This is a genomic window from Geothrix sp., from assembly GCF_049292215.1.
GTDB lineage: Bacteria > Acidobacteriota > Holophagae > Holophagales > Holophagaceae > Geothrix.
This window is the reverse complement of sequence record NZ_JBATQW010000045.1, coordinates 43,302-59,116: the sequence shown is the minus strand read 5'-3', so window position 1 is coordinate 59,116 and position 15,815 is coordinate 43,302. Positions and strand designations below refer to the sequence as shown.

General features: G+C 66.2%; 15 protein-coding genes and 1 pseudogene. 9 read left to right on the top strand and 7 right to left on the bottom strand.

Going from position 1 to position 15,815, the window contains the following annotated elements:
* A pseudogene (locus tag WAS25_RS07865) lies at positions 1-201 on the top strand (dioxygenase); the annotation flags it as partial.
* Here the strand turns inward: WAS25_RS07865 and WAS25_RS07860 are convergent.
* The 6 genes from WAS25_RS07860 to WAS25_RS07835 all read right to left on the bottom strand — a co-directional run bounded on the left by WAS25_RS07860 (position 198) and on the right by WAS25_RS07835 (position 5,211).
* Entirely contained in the window at positions 198-1,325 is a 1,128-nt protein-coding gene (locus tag WAS25_RS07860; protein ID WP_422310968.1) for an ABC transporter permease, read from the bottom strand. The pseudogene WAS25_RS07865 and the gene WAS25_RS07860 sit on opposite strands and share 4 nt — an antisense overlap.
* Positions 1,326-1,333: 8 nt before the next feature.
* Positions 1,334-2,263, bottom strand: a complete 930-nt coding sequence (locus tag WAS25_RS07855; protein WP_422310967.1) for an ATP-binding cassette domain-containing protein — start codon at positions 2,261-2,263, stop codon at positions 1,334-1,336.
* A complete protein-coding gene (locus WAS25_RS07850) occupies positions 2,256-3,140 on the bottom strand; it encodes an ABC transporter ATP-binding protein (protein ID WP_422310966.1) in 885 nt (294 codons plus the stop codon). The genes WAS25_RS07855 and WAS25_RS07850 overlap by 8 nt, the downstream gene beginning before the upstream one ends.
* A complete protein-coding gene (locus WAS25_RS07845; RefSeq protein ID WP_422310965.1) occupies positions 3,137-4,096 on the bottom strand; it encodes an HlyD family secretion protein in 960 nt (319 codons plus the stop codon). Before WAS25_RS07845 ends, WAS25_RS07850 begins: the two co-directional genes overlap by 4 nt.
* 9 nt (positions 4,097-4,105) lie before the next feature.
* Positions 4,106-4,789, bottom strand: a complete 684-nt coding sequence (locus WAS25_RS07840) for a TetR/AcrR family transcriptional regulator (protein ID WP_422310964.1) — start codon at positions 4,787-4,789, stop codon at positions 4,106-4,108.
* 137 nt (positions 4,790-4,926) lie between these two features.
* Positions 4,927-5,211, bottom strand: coding sequence for a hypothetical protein (locus tag WAS25_RS07835; protein ID WP_422310963.1), 285 nt, complete (start codon positions 5,209-5,211; stop codon positions 4,927-4,929).
* A 96-nt stretch (positions 5,212-5,307) separates the two neighbouring features.
* On the opposite strand from WAS25_RS07835, the gene coaBC reads away from it, so the two are divergent.
* Positions 5,308-6,510 (top strand): bifunctional phosphopantothenoylcysteine decarboxylase/phosphopantothenate--cysteine ligase CoaBC, encoded by a 1,203-nt coding sequence (gene coaBC, locus WAS25_RS07830; RefSeq protein ID WP_422310962.1) that lies wholly within the window; start codon positions 5,308-5,310, stop codon positions 6,508-6,510.
* A 1-nt stretch (position 6,511) separates the two neighbouring features.
* Here the strand turns inward: coaBC and WAS25_RS07825 are convergent, their stop codons facing one another.
* Positions 6,512-6,955 carry a hypothetical protein gene (locus WAS25_RS07825; protein WP_422310961.1) on the bottom strand — a complete coding sequence of 148 codons (444 nt, stop codon included), beginning with the start codon at positions 6,953-6,955 and terminating at the stop codon, positions 6,512-6,514.
* Between the two features lie 34 nt (positions 6,956-6,989).
* On the opposite strand from WAS25_RS07825, the gene WAS25_RS07820 reads away from it, so the two are divergent.
* From WAS25_RS07820 to lspA, 7 genes are all read left to right on the top strand, one after another.
* The gene (locus WAS25_RS07820) at positions 6,990-8,483 is read left to right on the top strand and encodes an acetyl-CoA carboxylase biotin carboxylase subunit (protein WP_422310960.1); all 1,494 of its coding nucleotides are present in this window, start codon (positions 6,990-6,992) and stop codon (positions 8,481-8,483) included.
* 14 nt (positions 8,484-8,497) lie between these two features.
* The gene (locus WAS25_RS07815; protein WP_422310959.1) at positions 8,498-9,025 is read left to right on the top strand and encodes a biotin/lipoyl-containing protein; all 528 of its coding nucleotides are present in this window, start codon (positions 8,498-8,500) and stop codon (positions 9,023-9,025) included.
* A gap of 236 nt (positions 9,026-9,261) precedes the next feature.
* Positions 9,262-10,410 carry an OmpA family protein gene (locus tag WAS25_RS07810; protein WP_422310958.1) on the top strand — a complete coding sequence of 383 codons (1,149 nt, stop codon included), beginning with the start codon at positions 9,262-9,264 and terminating at the stop codon, positions 10,408-10,410.
* Positions 10,411-10,725: 315 nt separating this feature from the next.
* Positions 10,726-11,877: an OmpA family protein gene (locus WAS25_RS07805; protein WP_422310957.1), complete on the top strand. Its 1,152-nt coding sequence runs from the start codon at positions 10,726-10,728 to the stop codon at positions 11,875-11,877.
* 57 nt (positions 11,878-11,934) lie between these two features.
* A complete protein-coding gene (mscL, locus tag WAS25_RS07800) occupies positions 11,935-12,324 on the top strand; it encodes a large conductance mechanosensitive channel protein MscL (protein WP_422310956.1) in 390 nt (129 codons plus the stop codon).
* Positions 12,325-12,453: 129 nt separating this feature from the next.
* Positions 12,454-15,258 (top strand): isoleucine--tRNA ligase, encoded by a 2,805-nt coding sequence (gene ileS, locus WAS25_RS07795; RefSeq protein WP_422310955.1) that lies wholly within the window; start codon positions 12,454-12,456, stop codon positions 15,256-15,258.
* On the top strand, positions 15,258-15,749 hold the full coding sequence (gene lspA, locus WAS25_RS07790; RefSeq protein ID WP_422310954.1) for a signal peptidase II: 492 nt from the start codon (positions 15,258-15,260) through the stop codon (positions 15,747-15,749). The genes ileS and lspA overlap by 1 nt, the downstream gene beginning before the upstream one ends.
* Positions 15,750-15,815 lie beyond the last annotated feature (66 nt).

Below are 15,815 nucleotides of genomic sequence, written 5' to 3'. Positions count from 1 at the left end.
GTCCACGAGCGGCTGGCCGCCGGGGACGAGGCAGCCCTGGCCGGTTGGCGGCAGGCCCCGGGCGCCGCGGAATCCGTGCCCACCTCTGAGCACCTGGACCCGCTCTTCGTGGCCATGGGCGCCGCTGGGACCCCGCCAGACGTTCTGTTTGCCGGCTGGCAGCTGGGCAGCCTCAGCCTGACGAGCTACGAGTTTCCTTAGACTTCAGCCCGCTTCATGCTGCGGATGGCGACGGTCCAGATGAGGGCGGTGAGGGCCAGCAGCTTCAGCACCTCCGGCCAGAAGGCCTCGAGGCCCACACCACGCAGCACCAGGGCCCGGATGATGATGATGAAGTGGGTGAGCGGCATCAGCTCCCCGATGAGGAAGAAGGGCAGGGGCATGCCTTCGCGGGGGAAGATGTAGCCGCTGAGGAAGACGAAGGGCAGGATCGTCAGCATGCTCATCTGGGCGCTCTGGCCCTGGCTCTGGGCGATGGTGGAGATGCGGATCCCGATGCCGAGCATGGGGACGATAAAGAGGCCCGCCATGGCGTAGAGCAGCAGGACGGAACCTGCCACCGGGACCTTGAAGAAGAGGTGGGCCACGCCGAACAGGACCGTCATCTGGACGTAGGCCATGACGACCACCGGGATCACCTTCCCGGCGAACAGCTCCAGGGGTGTCACCGGCGTCACCAGCACCTGGTCCAGGGTGCCGCGTTCCTTCTCGCGGACGATGGCATTGGACGCGAACATGATGCAGGTCATGGAGAGGATGACGCCCACCAGGCCCGGCACGATGAAGGTGGGGCTGCGGAGGTCCGGGTTGTACCAGGGCCGGATGCGCACCTCGACGGGCATCACGGGCTTGGCCGCGCCACCGTAGCCCATGCGGTCGAAGAGCAGCTGGGTGTTCCGGAGCTGTCCCACCCCCGTGGCAGTGGCCATGGCGCTGGAGGCCGTGGTGGGGCTGGAACCGTCCACGATGATCATCACCTCGCCGGTCTGGCCGGAGCGGATGCGGCGGGCGTAGTCGGGGGGGAACCAGACACCGACCTGGGCCTTGCCGCGGTCGAGGGCCTTTCGGAGGTCCGTTTCGGAGCGTACCTCGGCCTTCACGTCGAAGTACTGGGTGGCCACCAGGCCGTCCACGAAGCTGCGGCTCTCCTGGCTCTGGGACTCGTCCAGGACCACGGCGGGCATGTGCTTGACGTCGTAGTTGATGGCGAGCCCGAAGATGACCAGCTGCATGAGGGGCATGCCCAGGGTGAATGCCAGGGTCAGGCGGTCCCGCCGGAGCTGCAGGAATTCCTTCCAGACCAGGGCCTTGATGCGGTTCCACATGGCTTACCTCAGGCGACTCGGGCGCGCTGGACCAGATCCACAAACAGGTCTTCCAGCGAGGGTGGTTCGGGCGGGAGAGCTTCGAAGGCGAACCCTTCGAGCCGCAGCCGATTTAGCAGGCCTGCAGGTTCCAGACCGGCCGGCAGGGAGAGGCGGACGCTGCGGCCCAGCAGCTCGGCGGCCAGCACCTCGGGATGGGCCCGGGCCGCCGTCTGGAGGGCCCGGAACTGCTCGGTCCGGAGCTCGATCATCTGGCGGCCCAAGGCCTCCTTAAGACTCCGGGGGCGCCCGTAGGCCATGAGCTTCCCCCCGAGGATGAAGGCCAGACGGTCGCACTGGTCGGCTTCGCCGAGGTTGTGGGTGGTGACGAGGATGCTCATGCCCTCGGCCACGAGCTCGTCCATGGCCTCCCAGAACAGCCGCCTTCGCAGCGGGTCCACGCCGCTCGTGGGCTCGTCCAGGAAGAGGATCCGGGGGCGGTGCAGGGTGGCCGAGGCCAGGGCCACCCGTTGCCTCTCGCCGGTGGAGAGGGCAGCCACCAGGAGGTCTCGGTGCTCCCAGACCTGCATCTCGCGTAGCCGGAATTCCACTTCGGAGGCCAAGGCCCGGCCCTCGAGTCCATACAGGCCACCGAAGAACCGGAGGTTCTCGGCCACCGTGAGGTCGGTGAGGAGGCTGGATTTCTGGCTCATGTAGCCCATGTGGACCCGCACCTGGTCGGCTTCGGTGAACAGGTCCCGGCCCAGGGCGCGGGCCTCGCCTGCACTGGGGGCGAGCACGCCGCAGAGCATTCGGATGGTGGTGCTCTTGCCGGCGCCGTTGGGTCCCAGGAAGCCGAAGATCTCCCCCGCCTGGACCTCGAAGCTGAGGTCGGAGACGGCCGTGAACGCGCCGAACCTCCGGGTCAGCCCCTTCACTTTCAGCACGGGCTCAGCCATGGCCGCCTCCGGTGGAGAGCGCGTGCAGGAAGACGTCCTCCAGGTTCGCCTCCGCCTGTCGGACCTGCTCCACGCCCGGCAGGGCCACCAGGCGGGCCAGGAGCGGCACGGGCTCCTGTTGGGGAAACCGGACGCGGAGGACGTCGCCTTCCGCGAACAGGTCCAGGGGCCCAAGCTCGGCGAGGGCCTTCTGCACCTCGCGTCGGCGTGAACTCACCAGCCGGAACACCAGGCCCGGCAGGCTCCTGCGCAAGGCTGTGAGGTCGCCCTCCTCGAGCACGCGGCCCTCGTTCATCAGCAGCATCCGGTGGCCGTACTCGGCCTCGTCCATGTAGGGCGTGGAGAAGAGTATGGCCACGCCCTGGTCGTGGACCGCGTGGAGGAGCTCCCAGAACTCCCGCCGGCTGACAGGATCGACGCCTGTGGTGGGCTCGTCGAGCAGCAGCAGGCGCGGCTGGGTGAGCAGGGCGGCGCAGAGGGCGAGCTTCTGCTTCATGCCGCCAGACAGCGCCCCCGACAGCCGGGTCCGGTAGGCTGCCAGGTCCACGGATTCGAGCAGGGTGGTCATGCGCTCATCCAGGTCCGGCAGACCGTAGAGGCCACCCTGGAAGCGGAGGTTCTCCTCGACCGTGAGGTCCGGGGCGAGGCTGAAGGCCTGGGGGACATAGCTGATGCCCTCCCGGCCCAGGTGGCGATGGAGCTCACCGCCCGTGGGCCGCTGCAGCCCGGCGAACATGCGGAAGGTGGTCGTCTTGCCCGCGCCATCCGGCCCGATGAGGCCGACCAGCTCGCCTTCCGCCAGGGTGAGGTCCAGGCCCTGGACGGCCACCTTCGGGCCAAAGTGGCAGGTGAGGGCGCGGGCCTCCAGGAGGATCATCGCGAAGGGCCGCCCAGACGCACATCCACGGCCGCGCCGGGCACCAGGCCCTTGTCCCAGCCTTGGGGCAGGTTCACGCGGGCCGGATAGACCAGGTTCACGCGCTCTTCACGGCTCTCCACCATCTTCGGGGTGAACTCGGACTCGGAGCCGATCTCGTCGAGGGAGGCTTCCAGAAGTCTCTTGTCGGAGGTGATCACCGTCACCTGGGCGCCCAGGCGCACCTGCCCCTGCAGTGCCTGGGGCAGGTAGACCCGCACCCAGAGCTGGTCGAGGCGGGCCAGGGTGAGCACGGGCTGGCCCGCAGCGATCACGCTGCCCGGCTCCCTCAGGCGGTGGGTCACCACGCCATCGAAGGGGGCGCGCACCTCCGTGAAGCCCGCCTGGAGGCGGCTCTGCTGGAGGATGGCCCGGGCCTTGCGCGCCTCGGCGCCGCCAGCCTGGCGCTGCTCGATGCGGGCCCCGGCCCGGAGTTCCAACAGCGCCTTCGACTGGAGGTTCAGGTTGGCGGCGGCGCGGTCCCGGCTGGCCAGGGCGTTGTCGAGGTCTGCCTGGGACAGCACCTTCTCGCCGAAGAGACGCCGCACGCGGGCCAGGCTGTCTTCGGCCAGTTTCAGGGCCGCCGCGGCATCCTGCACCCGGGCTTCGCCCTGGGCGATGGCCTCAGCTCGGCTGCCCCGGTCCAGCTCCAGGCGCTTGGCATCCGCGCTGTCAAAGCCGGCTTGGTCGCGCTGCACGGCGGCCTCCAATTCCTCGGCCGCGACCCGGGCCAGCAGGTCCCCGGCCTTCACGCGCTGTCCCTCCCGGACGGTCAGTTCCACCAGACGGCCGCCCGACCGGGGTCCCAGGTCGGTGAGGTAGGCCTCCACCCGGCCGTTGAGCAGGGGCCGGTCGTCGCGCCGACAGCCGAGGAGGAGGGGCAGGAGGAGGGGCGGGAGAAGCAGGAGTTTGCGCACAGGAGCCTTTCAGCCGACCGGATCGGGCAGGGGAGGCAAGGGGGCGGATGGATCGAGGGCGATGCCGCGCCATAACAGCTCGAACCAGGCCGTCATGCCGGTCCGAACGGCCTCATCGGGTGGCAGGTCCATGAGGCGGGGCAGCACCACGGGCAGGACATCGAGGATTTCGAGCTGCATCTTCACGAGGAAGAAGGTCACTAGCAGGGGCTGTAGGTCGGGTCGAAGGTCACCGCGGGTCATGCCCTGCTCGACGATCCGCCGAACGCAGGTCGTGATGGGCCGGATCTGCTCTTCGATGAGGTGGGTGAGGCCTTCGGCGCCCCGGACAATCTCGCCACGGATCATCGACCGGATGCCGGGATCGTCCTTCAGGTGGCGGTGGTAAATCAGGAGTACGGCCCAGAGCCGCTCAGAGGTCGGCCGCATATCCCTGGTGTTCGAGAGTTCCTCCACTTCGCGGAGCACGCCGGGGAAGCGGCGCCCGAGCAGTGCGCCGAAGAGCGCCTCCTTGCTGTCGAAGTGGTAGTAGATCAGGGCCGGATCGCAGCCCGCATGGCGGGCGATGGCCCTGAGGCTGGCCGCCCGCAGTCCGTCCTGGGCAAAGACGGCCTGGGCCGCGTCCAGGATCTGGTCGGGATCGATCCGGGTGGGCTTGGGTCCACGGGAGCGTGGGGAAGGTCGGAGGGGCATGGAGTCCAATTCAACAAGTGTTGAATCATCGGTTCTGGAGGGCCCGCCGGCAAGGGATAATTTCACTGCACGTGGAATTACCCCCCAGACAAGGAAAAGCCCCCGGTTGCCGGGGGCTCATCCTGGAAAGGTCCGACCTATTCGCCGGAGATCGGAACCACGGTGGTGTCCTCGATGGTAAGGATCTCGGCCTCCTCAAAGGCGATGCGGTTCTCTTCGACTTCGGCCACAGCCACCTGGCCCCAGAAGGAGGCGAGCTTCGGCGCATCCTGAGCCTGGCCGTGCTTGTTCACGGGCACGACGACCTCGACCTTGGGAAAGGCGCCGCGCTGGAGCTGCTCGCAGCGCTTGCCGGCGATGACGACGAAACGATACTTGTTGGCGATCTCATCCGGTACACGAACAATGGTGCGCTGGGTCATGGGCCACTCCGAACCTGGAAGCATAACATCGGAGCGCTGTTCCGGCAACGGTGGGCCCTGAATCATAGGGTAGGATGGGCTCCCGGAGTCGACCTCATGCAGATCATCCTCGGCATCACTGGCGGCGTGGCCGCCTACAAGTCCGCTGAGCTGGCCCGGTTGCTGGCCAACCAGGGCCACCGGGTGCGCTGCATCCTGACCGAAGCCGGCGCCCGGTTCATCACGCCCCTGACGCTCACGAGCCTGACGGGCGAGCCCTGCTATGGCGCCAACCCTGATCAGGGCGAATGGCGGGCCAATCCCAGCATCGAGCACATCGAGCTGGCCCGCTGGGCGGACCTGGTGGCCGTGGTGCCAGCCACCGCGAACATCCTGGGCAAGGCCGCCAACGGCCTGGCCAGCGACCTGCTCAGCACGGTCCTGCTGGCCACCAGGGCCCCAGTGCTGTGGGCGCCGGCCATGAACACCGGCATGTGGGAACATCCCGCCGTGCAGGCCAACCTACAGCGGCTCCGGGGGTTCGGCCACGCTGTGGTGGAGCCCGGCGAGGGCGTCCTGGCCTGTGGCGAGGAGGGTTCGGGGAAGCTGGCGGAAGTCGCCGCCATCGCCGAGGCCATCCAGGTTCACGGCACCCCCAAGCTGGGCAGCCTATTGGGTCGCAAGGTACTCATCACCGCCGGACCCACCCGGGAGGACCTGGACCCGGTCCGCACCCTGACCAACCGGAGCACGGGAAGCATGGGCATCGAGCTGGCGAGGGCGTTTCGGGATGTGGGGGCCAAGGTGCACCTGGTGCTCGGCGGGGATCTGCCGGAACCCTGGGGGGTGGAAACCGTCCGTGTCCGCAGTGCCCAGCAGATGCTGGAAGCCTGCGAGGCCCGCTGGATGGACTCGGATGGGCTCGTAGCCGTCGCTGCCGTCGCCGACCAGCGCCCCGAATCCGCCGCCACCCAGAAGGTGAAGAAGACCGATGGCATCGAGACCCTGGCGTTGGTGCGAACTCCAGACATTCTGGCCGCCCTTGGTGCCGACCGGAGGCCGGGCCAGTGGGTCATCGGCTTTGCAGCGGAGAGCGAGAATCACCTTGAGCACGCAGGCGAAAAGCTGAAGAAGAAGGGCCTGAACGCCATCCTGGTCAACGATGTTCAGACCGGGCGCGGTTTCGGGGCCCAGGCCAACACCCTCACGCCCCTCACGGCGCAGGGACCGCAGCCGTCCCTGGGTCCCCTGCCGAAAGACCTGCTGGCCCGGGCCGTCGTGCAGTGGTGGGCCGGCCACCTGCAGTCCGAGCGGAGCTGAATCAGAGGGCCGGGTCCATCCAGGGCAGCACCTCACTGGGGCGGCCGGGCACATTGCCCACGCGGACAGCCACGACCACGATCCAGCCCTGGGGCCGCTGCAGCGACTTCAGGTCCATGAGGAGGGCCGAGCCGGGGCCGGGCAGGTCCGGCCGCCGCCGCTCAAGCACCACCTCTCCGCGGCTGAAGACCTCTTCAGGCGTGGGCTTGGCGAGGCCGAGGGGCAGGTAGAGCACCCGCACGACCTCCACGCCCACGAGAGGACCGCCCTTCACATCGGCCGAGGGGAGCACCAGCCTGACCTGGCGGAGTCCCTCCAGGCGCGCCTCCATGGCCTGGGCCGCGGCGCGGGGCCTCGGGATGGGGTCGCCCTTCCGGCCGCATCCGAATATCAGGACGCCGAGGGTGATGGCGAGGAGCGGGTTTGCTAGTCTGAAGGCAATCATCGCCATCCATCATGCCTGAATCCGAGGTCCACCCATGCCCGTGACCAAGATCCTGATTGCCAATAGAGGTGAAATCGCGATTCGCGTGATCCGTACCTGCCGCGAGATGGGCATTCCCACTGTGGCGGTGTACTCGGAGGCCGACCGCGGCGCCCTGCACGTGCGCATGGCCGACGAGGCCTATTTCATAGGCCCTGCCGCGGCGCGGGAGAGCTACCTGGTGGTGGAGAAGATCCTGGACGTCTGCAGACTCAGCGGTGCTGACGCGGTCCATCCCGGCTATGGCTTCCTTTCCGAGAACGCCGGCGCGGCCCGGGCCTTCGCGGCCGCGGGCATCACCTTTATCGGGCCCCGGCCCGAGTCCATCGAGAGCATGGGTTCCAAGACCGCGGCCCGGGTGGTGGCCCTGGAGGCAGGCTGTCCCGTGGTGCCGGGCATCCAGGAGACCATGGCCGACGAGGCCCTGCTGGCCGCCTCCCAGAAGATCGGTTTCCCCGTCATGCTCAAGGCCGCCATGGGTGGTGGCGGCAAGGGCATGCGGCTCGTGCACAAGTCCGAGGAATTCACCGCCTCCCTGGCCCGGGCTCGCGGCGAAGCGCTCTCATCCTTCGGCGACGACAGCGTCTACGTGGAGAAGGCCATCGTCCAGCCGCGCCACATCGAGATCCAGATTTTCGGAGACACCCACGGCAATCACGTCTACCTGCACGAACGGGAATGCTCGGTGCAGCGGCGCCACCAGAAGGTGATCGAGGAGGCGCCGAGTCCGCACGTGACTCCCGAGATGCGCAAGGCCATGGGCGAGGCGGCCCTGAAGGTGGCCAAGGCCGTGGACTACGTCGGCGCGGGCACCGTCGAGTTCCTGGCGGACTCTGATCGCAACTTCTATTTCCTGGAGTTGAACACCCGCCTGCAGGTGGAGCACCCCGTCACCGAGTGGATCACGGGCCTGGACCTGGTGAAGTGGCAGATCCTGGTAGCCCGCGGCGAGAAGCTGCCCATGACCCAGGAGGAGATTCCCCTCAATGGCTGGGCCATGGAGTGCCGCGTCTATGCAGAGGATCCGGACAAGAACTTCATGCCGAGTCCCGGGCGGATCACCTACCTACGTACGCCCAGCGGGCGCAACGTGCGGGACGACAGCGGCGTCTACGAAGGGGCCGAGGTTCCGATGTTCTACGATCCCATGATCAGCAAGCTGAGCACCTGGGGGCCCACGCGGCTGGAGGCCATCGAGCGCATGCGCGCGGCGCTGGGCGAGTACCGCATCGGCGGCATCCGCCACAACATCGCATTCCACGAAGCATTGATGGAACACGAACCCTTCCGCGAAGGCGCTCTGCACACCGGCATGCTCGACAAACCCTTCTGGAAGCGGAAGGAGCAGGGGCCCGATCTCAAATTCGCGGTGGCCGCGGCCCTGCTGCACGAGCTCGAAACGGAACAACGTCGAGCTGCGCAACCCGCCGCCGGTGGTGAAGGCAGGCCGGAGGCATGGAAGCACTGGGGCCGGTTCAACCGGCTGTAGCTGAGGAGACACAGATGAAACGTTCACTCATCCTCGGCAAAGAATCCAAAGAGGTGGAACTGCTCCACCAGGACGGCATGACGACGCTGGTCTGGGAAGGGCAGGGCCACCCCATCGACATCCTCGAACTGGAGCCCGGCTGCTATTCGATCCTCATGGAGGGCCGTTCCGTGGAGGTCCGCCTGGACCAGGCCAAGTCCCCGGATCCCGAAGCCCATGCCTACCGCGCCATGCTGTACGACGGAGCCTATGAATTCTCTCTGGTGGACCCCCGCCGCGCCCTCCTGTCCGGCACCGGTGGGGCAGGGGCAGGCGGAGGACTGCTGGTCTCACCCATGCCCGGCAAGATCGTGAAACTGCTCGTGAAAGTCGGGGATCAGGTCCAGGAAGGCCAGACCCTCCTCGTCATGGAAGCGATGAAAATGCAGAACGAACTGAAGACCAGCACCACCGGGACCGTGGCAACCGTGCATGTTCAGGAGGGCGCCACCGTGGAAACCGGAGCGACCCTTATGACCGTAGTGGCGACCGAACCTCTGTAGTTGAGGCCTTGCGTATAGCCGCAGGCGATACCAAGAGAATGCAGAACGAACTGAAGACCAGCACCACTGGGACCGTGACAACCGTGGATGTCCAGGCGGGTGTCCACCCGGGAGCATTCCAATCAATCTTTAAAGGCCATGGCGTTAAGATAATTCTTCGGTTCTCGCTCAGACTGCCGATGAGATCGGGTGCTCATACACGCGGGACTGCCGTTCCGCCCAAGACGGAGGCAACCATGAGAAGGCTACTCTTTCTGGTTCTGGCTGGATCCACGCTGGTGGTCCAGGCCCAGCAAGGACAGTCCTGGGTCGCAGGACACCTCGGCGGGACCAGGTTCGGGAGGGGGTCGGACCTGAAGGACCAGCTGCATCTGGGCGCTGGAGTCGGGCGCTGGTACACCGACTTGATCGGCCTCGACCTACGGTTATTGCGCACAGACATCCAACCTAAAAATGTCCCAGGGGCCACCAAGAGCCCGGAACTTCATCTCCTGGCCTCAGGCCTCCTCAATCTTCGACGTGGTGCCAACAACTGGTACCCCTACCTGTCCGGTGGCGTGGGAGCCACCAACATCGGTTCCCCCTTCTCCGGAAAGAGCGACAGCACCACCAAGTTCAATTATCACGCTGGTGCCGGGATCATGGGAAAGCTGACTGACAATCTGCTGCTGGATCTGAGTGGCAAGATGGTTCGCATTGGCCCCCACATGGATGCCCGGACCGAGCTCCTGGCGACCCTGGGGCTGGGGTACACCTGGGGTGGCAGAAAGGCCGCCCCGGCGCCCCTTCCTGCACCTGAACCGGCAGCCGCGCCGAAGGTGGAGCCCAAGCCAGAGCCAGTGGCACCGCCACCGCCGCCGCCTCCTCCACCACCGGCTCCAGAACCGCCCAAGGTTGAGGCCAAGCCCGTTCCGCCCCCTCCTCCGCCCCCCCCTCCCGCGAAGATCGTATTGGACGAGGCCGTGCTGCACTTCGCCAATGGCAAGGCCGAACTGGGTCCCGAAGCCAAGGCTGCAGTCCAGAAGGTGGCGAGTGGTCTCAAGGCCTACCAGGGCGACTACTCCCTGGTGGTGAGTGGACACACCTCCTCGGTGGGCGGCAAGGCCATGAACAAGTCACTGTCGAAGCTGCGGGCCGATGCGGTGGCCAATGTCCTGATCGAATCCGGCGTGGTCGCATCGCGGGTGTCCACCGTGGGCATGGGCCCCGACAAGCCCATCGCCGACAACAAGACCAAGGATGGCCAGGCCAAGAACCGGCGCGTTGAGATCGACGTCAAGGTCAATGACGGCAAGACGGAGGTCCGAAAAACCGACACGGGCGTGGTGGAGGCGACCTTGCCTGCGCCCACTCCCCGGAAACCCATCAAAAAGGCCGGAAAGTAGGGAAAGCGGTTGCTTGGAAAGGGGGCCAGGAATTTCCTGGCCCCCTTGTTGTTTTGCCACCTGGAGCACCATTCCCTCGGGCGGCCCTTGTAAGGTTTCAGCGACATTGATTTGCCCTCCCAGAGAATCAGGTTGTGTAACGGGCATGAACCGGCAAATGGTTGTTATGACGATTGGAAAAATGCCAAGGGGATCCTGGCAGGCCATGAGATATCGCAGGGATTTCTGAAGGGTAAGCCGCGTGTTTTCATTTGAATCATTCTGCCGGAAACGCTAGGGTGTGATGGAGGTCACACTTGGCCCCTGGAGGATTGGATGAAGAGAGCCCTGTTGTTCTTGCTTGCCGGAACCACCCTGTCACTTTCTGCCCAGCAGGGGACTGCCTGGGTCGCCGGCCACATCGGTCAGACCCTGTTCGAGAAGGACAAGAACTTCCCGATCTCCTTCGAACTGAAGGACCAGTTCCACCTCGGCATTGGTGCCGGCCACTGGTACACCGATCGCTGGGGCATCGACCTGCGGGCCCTGCGCCACGACCTAAAGGCGGATAAGATTCCGGGCGCCCCCTCCGGAGAAGAGACCCACCTGCTGCTCTCGGGCCTGTACAACTTCCGCCCCGGCGCCGCGAACTGGTATCCCTACCTCGCCGCTGGCCTGGGTGGAACCAAAGTGGACAAGAACTATTCCCCCAGTGGCCAGGAGACCACCCGGCTGAACTACCACGCCGGCCTGGGTCTCATGGGCAAGCCCGCTGAGAACTTCCTACTGGATCTGAGTGCCAAGGCGGTAAGCGTGGAGCTGCCCAAGTCCCGCATGGAATACCTGGTCACACTAGGCCTGGGATACACCTGGGGCGGCGGCCGGAAGGCCGTGCCCGCACCAGCCCCTGCGCCGGTCGTGCCCATGCCTGAGCCGAAGCCCGAGCCCGTGGCTCCTCCTCCCCCGCCGCCGCCCCCTCCGGCTCCCGAGCCGCCGAAGGAGATCGCCAAGCCGGTGCCTCCGCCCCCGCCGCCCCCTCCGCCAGCCAAGATCGTGTTGGACGAGGCCGTGCTCCACTTCGCCAACAACAAGGCCGAGCTCGGCGCTGACGCCACGGCCGCCATCCAGAAGGTTGCTGAAGGTCTGAAGGCCTATCCTGGCGCCTATACGCTCGAGGTCAGTGGTCATACCTCATCGCTGGGCGGCAAGGCCCTCAACAAGGCCTTGGCCAAGCGCCGCGCCGATGCCGTGGCCAAGGTCCTGGTGGACTCGGGCATCCCAGCCTCGAAGATCACCACGACCGGGGTTGGCCCCGACAAGCCCATCGCCGACAACGCCACCAAGGAAGGTCAGGCGAAGAACCGCCGCGTCGAGATTGACGTGAAGGTGAGCGATGGCAAGACCGAGGTGCGCAAGACCGAGACTGGCGTCGTGGATGCCGCCCCCGCGCCAGCGGCCAAGAAACCCGCCAAGAAGGCAACAAAGTAGATCCGAGTCATGAACGGCGGGGCCCCAGGCCCCGCCGCCCATTTGGGGAGGAATGCCATGTCCATGAAAGACGAATTCAAGGCTTTCATCATGAAGGGCAACGTCATCGACCTGGCTGTGGCCGTGGTGGTGGGCGGTGCGTTTGGCAAGATCATCGCGGCGTTCGTGGACGGCATCGTGATGCCGCTAGTCACCTACGTGCTGCCCGCGAACATCAAGTGGGAGGAGTGGGTGCTGGGCAAGTTCCGGGTGGGTGCCGTGCTGGGCGCAACCGTCAACTTCCTCATCATCGCCCTGGTGATCTTCATCGTCCTGATCAAGTTCCTGGGCCGTTTCATCAAGAAGGAAGAGACCCCTGCCGCTCCTGCCACGAAGGAATGCCCAGCCTGTCTGGAGCCGGTGCCCTTGAAGGCCACCCGCTGCAAGCACTGCACCAGCCAACTCTGAGTTGCTTTTTCCCCCTGGAAGGGCCCGGTGATCCGGGCCCTTTCCCTTGTGAGTGCAAGGGTTTCCGTGGTGAACTGGAAGATCAACCCCGGGGCGCTTGGGTGCGCCCCCCGACGCACGAGGGCGCCGATGAGCGAGCAAGCTCCGGTTAAGAAGTATTCCGTTTTCCTTCCCAAGACCGACTTCCCCATGAAGGCGGACCTGCCGCAGCGCGAGCCCAAGCGGCTGGAGCGCTGGAAGGCCGAAAGCCTGTACCGCCGCATCGAGGCCCGGCGCAAGGCCGACAACGCGGCCGGGAAGGGCAAGGGCCGTGAGGTGCTGCATGACGGCCCCCCCTACGCCAACGGCGCCATCCACATGGGCCACGCGCTGAACAAGATCCTCAAGGACGTGGTGGTGAAGTCCCGCTGGATGGAGGGCTACGAGTCGCCCTACGTGCCGGGCTGGGACTGCCACGGCCTGCCCATCGAGCACGCCGTCGAGAAGGACCTGGGTCCCAAGCGCCGCGAGCTGAGCCGCGCCGACTTCCTGCAGCGGTGCCGGGCCTACGCCCAGAAGTGGATCGACACCCAGCGGACAGCGTTCCAGCGCCTGGGCGTGCTGGGCGCCTGGGAGCAGCCCTACGTGACCATGGATCCCGCCTATGAGGCCGAGACCGTGCGCCACCTGGCCAAGCTGTTCGAGAGCGGCAGCGTCACCCGCAAGCTGAAGGTGGTTCACTGGAGCTACGGCGCCCGCACGGCCCTCGCTGAAGCCGAGGTCGAGTACGCCGACAAGACCAGCCCGGCCATCACGGTGGCCTTTCCGGTCACGGATGTCGAGGCTCGGCGCCTGGAACTGCCCACGCCGATGTTCGTGCCCATCTGGACCACCACGCCCTGGACCCTGCCCAGCAACCTGGCGGTGGCCATGCACCCGGACCTGGAATATGCGGTCGTTCGCGCGGGCGACCGTCATTTCATCGTGGCCGTGACGCTGCGCGAGGATTTCGGAAAGAAACTGGGCGTCGAGCTGCACACAGTGGAGATCCGCAAGGGCAAGGAGTTCCAGACCCTCGTGGCGCGGCATCCGTGGGTCGATCGGGTGAGCCCCATTCTGCTGGCGGACTATGTCGTGGCCGACACGGGCACGGGCCTGGTCCACACCGCGCCCGATCACGGCGTGGATGACTTCAACCTGGCCCACCACCTGGGCCTGCTCCAGCTGGTTGGGCCTGACGGCAAGTTCCTGTCCGCGGTGGACGACCAGGAACTGGAAGGGAAAAACATCTTCGAGTGCAACCCGCTGGTGGTGGACAAGCTCCGCCGCATCGGCGCGCTGCTCCACGAGGAGACGCTGACCCACAGCTATCCCCACTGCTGGCGCACCAAGACGCCCATCCTCTTCCGCGCCACGGAGCAATGGTTCATCACCATGGATTCGGAGCTGGCCGGGAAGGGCTGCACGCTGCGCGAGCTGGGCCTCGAAGGCGTCGAACAGACCCAGTGGATTCCCGCCCAGGGTCAGAACCGCATCCATGCCATGATCGCGGGCCGCCCAGACTGGTGCATCAGCCGCCAGCGGGCCTGGGGCACGCCCATCACCGTGCTGCGCTGCGAAGCCTGCGGCGAGCCGCTGGTGGCAGCCTCCATCTTCGAAAAGGCCGCCAGTGCCATCGAGAAGGGCGGAATCGAGGCGTGGTCCGAACTGCCTGTGGAAAGCCTTGTTCCTACCGGCGCGAAATGCCGCTGCGGCTCCACCGTCTTCCTGAAGGAGACGGACATCCTCGACGTGTGGATTGACTCCGGCGTCAGTGCTTCAGTCGTCTGCGAATCCCACCCGGAACTGAGCCGCTCGGACTACAGCCAATTCATCTACCTGGAAGGCTCGGATCAGCATCGGGGCTGGTTCCACAGCTCCCTGCTCTTCAACCTCGCCGCCACGGGCACCAAGCCCTACAAGCAGGTCGTCACCCACGGCTTCGTGCTGGATGGCAAGGGCCAGAAGATGTCCAAGAGCCTGGGCAACGTCATCACGCCCGAGGAGATCCTCAAGACCCTGGGCGCCGACATTCTGCGCTGGTGGGCCGCCAGCTGCGACTACAGCGAGGACATCCGCATCTCCAAGGAGATCCTCGACCGCAGTGCCGACGCCTACCGCAAGATCCGCAACACCCTGCGTTTCCTGCTGGGGGCCCTGGCTGACTTCGATCCCGCGAAGGATGCCGTGGCCGACGCAGAGCTCGCCCCGCTGGATCGCTGGGTGCTTGATGCCTTCGCCCGCACCACCGTCGAGGCCCGGGACGCCTATACCCGCTTCGAGTTCCACCGCGCCACCCAGGCCATCCACGGCTTCTGCCAGCTGGAGCTGTCCGGCCGCTACTTCGAGATCATCAAGGATCGGCTCTACTGTGACGCGCTGGATTCGGCCCGCCGCCGAAGCTGCCGCTCCACCTGCTGGGAACTGGTCAAGGGCCTCTGTACCCTGCTGGCCCCGGTCATGAGCTTCACCGCCGACGAAGCCTGGGAGCAGATACCGGGCGTTGAGGGCAGTGTCCATGAGCAGCGGTTCCCCATGTTTGGCGGCTCCGCCGGTGAGCCTGGAAAAGACAAAGCATGGGAAAAGCTGTGGGAAGTGCGCGGAGCCGTCCAGGCGGCGATGGAGCCCCATCGCGCGGCCAAGACCATCGGCACCAGCCTGGATGCGGCCGTGCAGATCACGCTGCTTAACCAGGCCGAATGGAACCTGCTCGATACGCTCGGCGAATCCCTGGATGACCTGCTGGTGGTCTCCTCCATCGCTCGAAGCGAAGCCTTGAGCGCCGACAGCGACCCCATCGTCGCGGTCACCACCCACGACGGGCAGAAGTGCCCCCGCTGCTGGAACCACAAGGGCGGCCACGGCACGGGCGAGGATGCCGCCCTCTGTGTCCGCTGCGCCAAGGTGGTGGCCTAGTGCGCCGGCTTGCCTGGTTGCTTCTGCCGGTCTCGGCACTCGCCGCCGATCTCGGCTCCAAGGCCTGGGTCCTGCGGACCATCGGGGAGGGGGAATCCCTGCCCGTCATCAAGGGCTTCTTCTACCTGACCCTGGGCTTCAACCGAGGGGCCATCTTCGGCAGCCTGACCTGGCTTCCCGCTACTACGCGATACCTGCTCTTCGCATTGGCCGGGCTGGCGGCCTTGATCTACTTCGGCCGGCTCTTCCTGGCGAAGGAGACCCCAGCCTGGGAGCGTCTGGCGCTCGGGCTCATCCTGGGCGGAGCCCTGGGGAACGGCATCGACCGTATCCTTCGCGGCGCGGTGGTGGACTTCCTCGACTTCGTGTTCGGTACCTGGCACTACTGGACCTTCAACCTCGCCGACAGCTTCATCCTCGTGGGGGCCATCCTCTACGGCCTGCGGATGCTCCTGGCGCCGAAGACTGAGCCGCAAATCACGGAGAACTGATCAACCACGAAGACGGGAAGACCACGAGAACGGGCAAAGATTCCATTCTTCCTGGTCCTGGTGGTC

Bases quoted from the DNA above. Each gene is read 5' to 3' on its own strand.
- WAS25_RS07860 (WP_422310968.1), bottom strand. From the start codon at position 1,325: ATGTGGAACCGCATCAAGGCCCTGGTCTGGAAGGAATTCCTGCAGCTC.
- WAS25_RS07855 (WP_422310967.1), bottom strand. From the start codon at position 2,263: ATGGCTGAGCCCGTGCTGAAAGTGAAGGGGCTGACCCGGAGGTTCGGC.
- WAS25_RS07850 (WP_422310966.1), bottom strand. From the start codon at position 3,140: ATGATCCTCCTGGAGGCCCGCGCCCTCACCTGCCACTTTGGCCCGAAG.
- WAS25_RS07840 (WP_422310964.1), bottom strand. From the start codon at position 4,789: ATGCCCCTCCGACCTTCCCCACGCTCCCGTGGACCCAAGCCCACCCGG.
- WAS25_RS07835 (WP_422310963.1), bottom strand. From the start codon at position 5,211: ATGACCCAGCGCACCATTGTTCGTGTACCGGATGAGATCGCCAACAAG.
- coaBC (WP_422310962.1), top strand. From the start codon at position 5,308: ATGCAGATCATCCTCGGCATCACTGGCGGCGTGGCCGCCTACAAGTCC.
- WAS25_RS07825 (WP_422310961.1), bottom strand. From the start codon at position 6,955: ATGATTGCCTTCAGACTAGCAAACCCGCTCCTCGCCATCACCCTCGGC.
- WAS25_RS07820 (WP_422310960.1), top strand. From the start codon at position 6,990: ATGCCCGTGACCAAGATCCTGATTGCCAATAGAGGTGAAATCGCGATT.
- WAS25_RS07815 (WP_422310959.1), top strand. From the start codon at position 8,498: ATGAAACGTTCACTCATCCTCGGCAAAGAATCCAAAGAGGTGGAACTG.
- WAS25_RS07810 (WP_422310958.1), top strand. From the start codon at position 9,262: ATGAGAAGGCTACTCTTTCTGGTTCTGGCTGGATCCACGCTGGTGGTC.
- WAS25_RS07805 (WP_422310957.1), top strand. From the start codon at position 10,726: ATGAAGAGAGCCCTGTTGTTCTTGCTTGCCGGAACCACCCTGTCACTT.
- mscL (WP_422310956.1), top strand. From the start codon at position 11,935: ATGTCCATGAAAGACGAATTCAAGGCTTTCATCATGAAGGGCAACGTC.
- ileS (WP_422310955.1), top strand. From the start codon at position 12,454: ATGAGCGAGCAAGCTCCGGTTAAGAAGTATTCCGTTTTCCTTCCCAAG.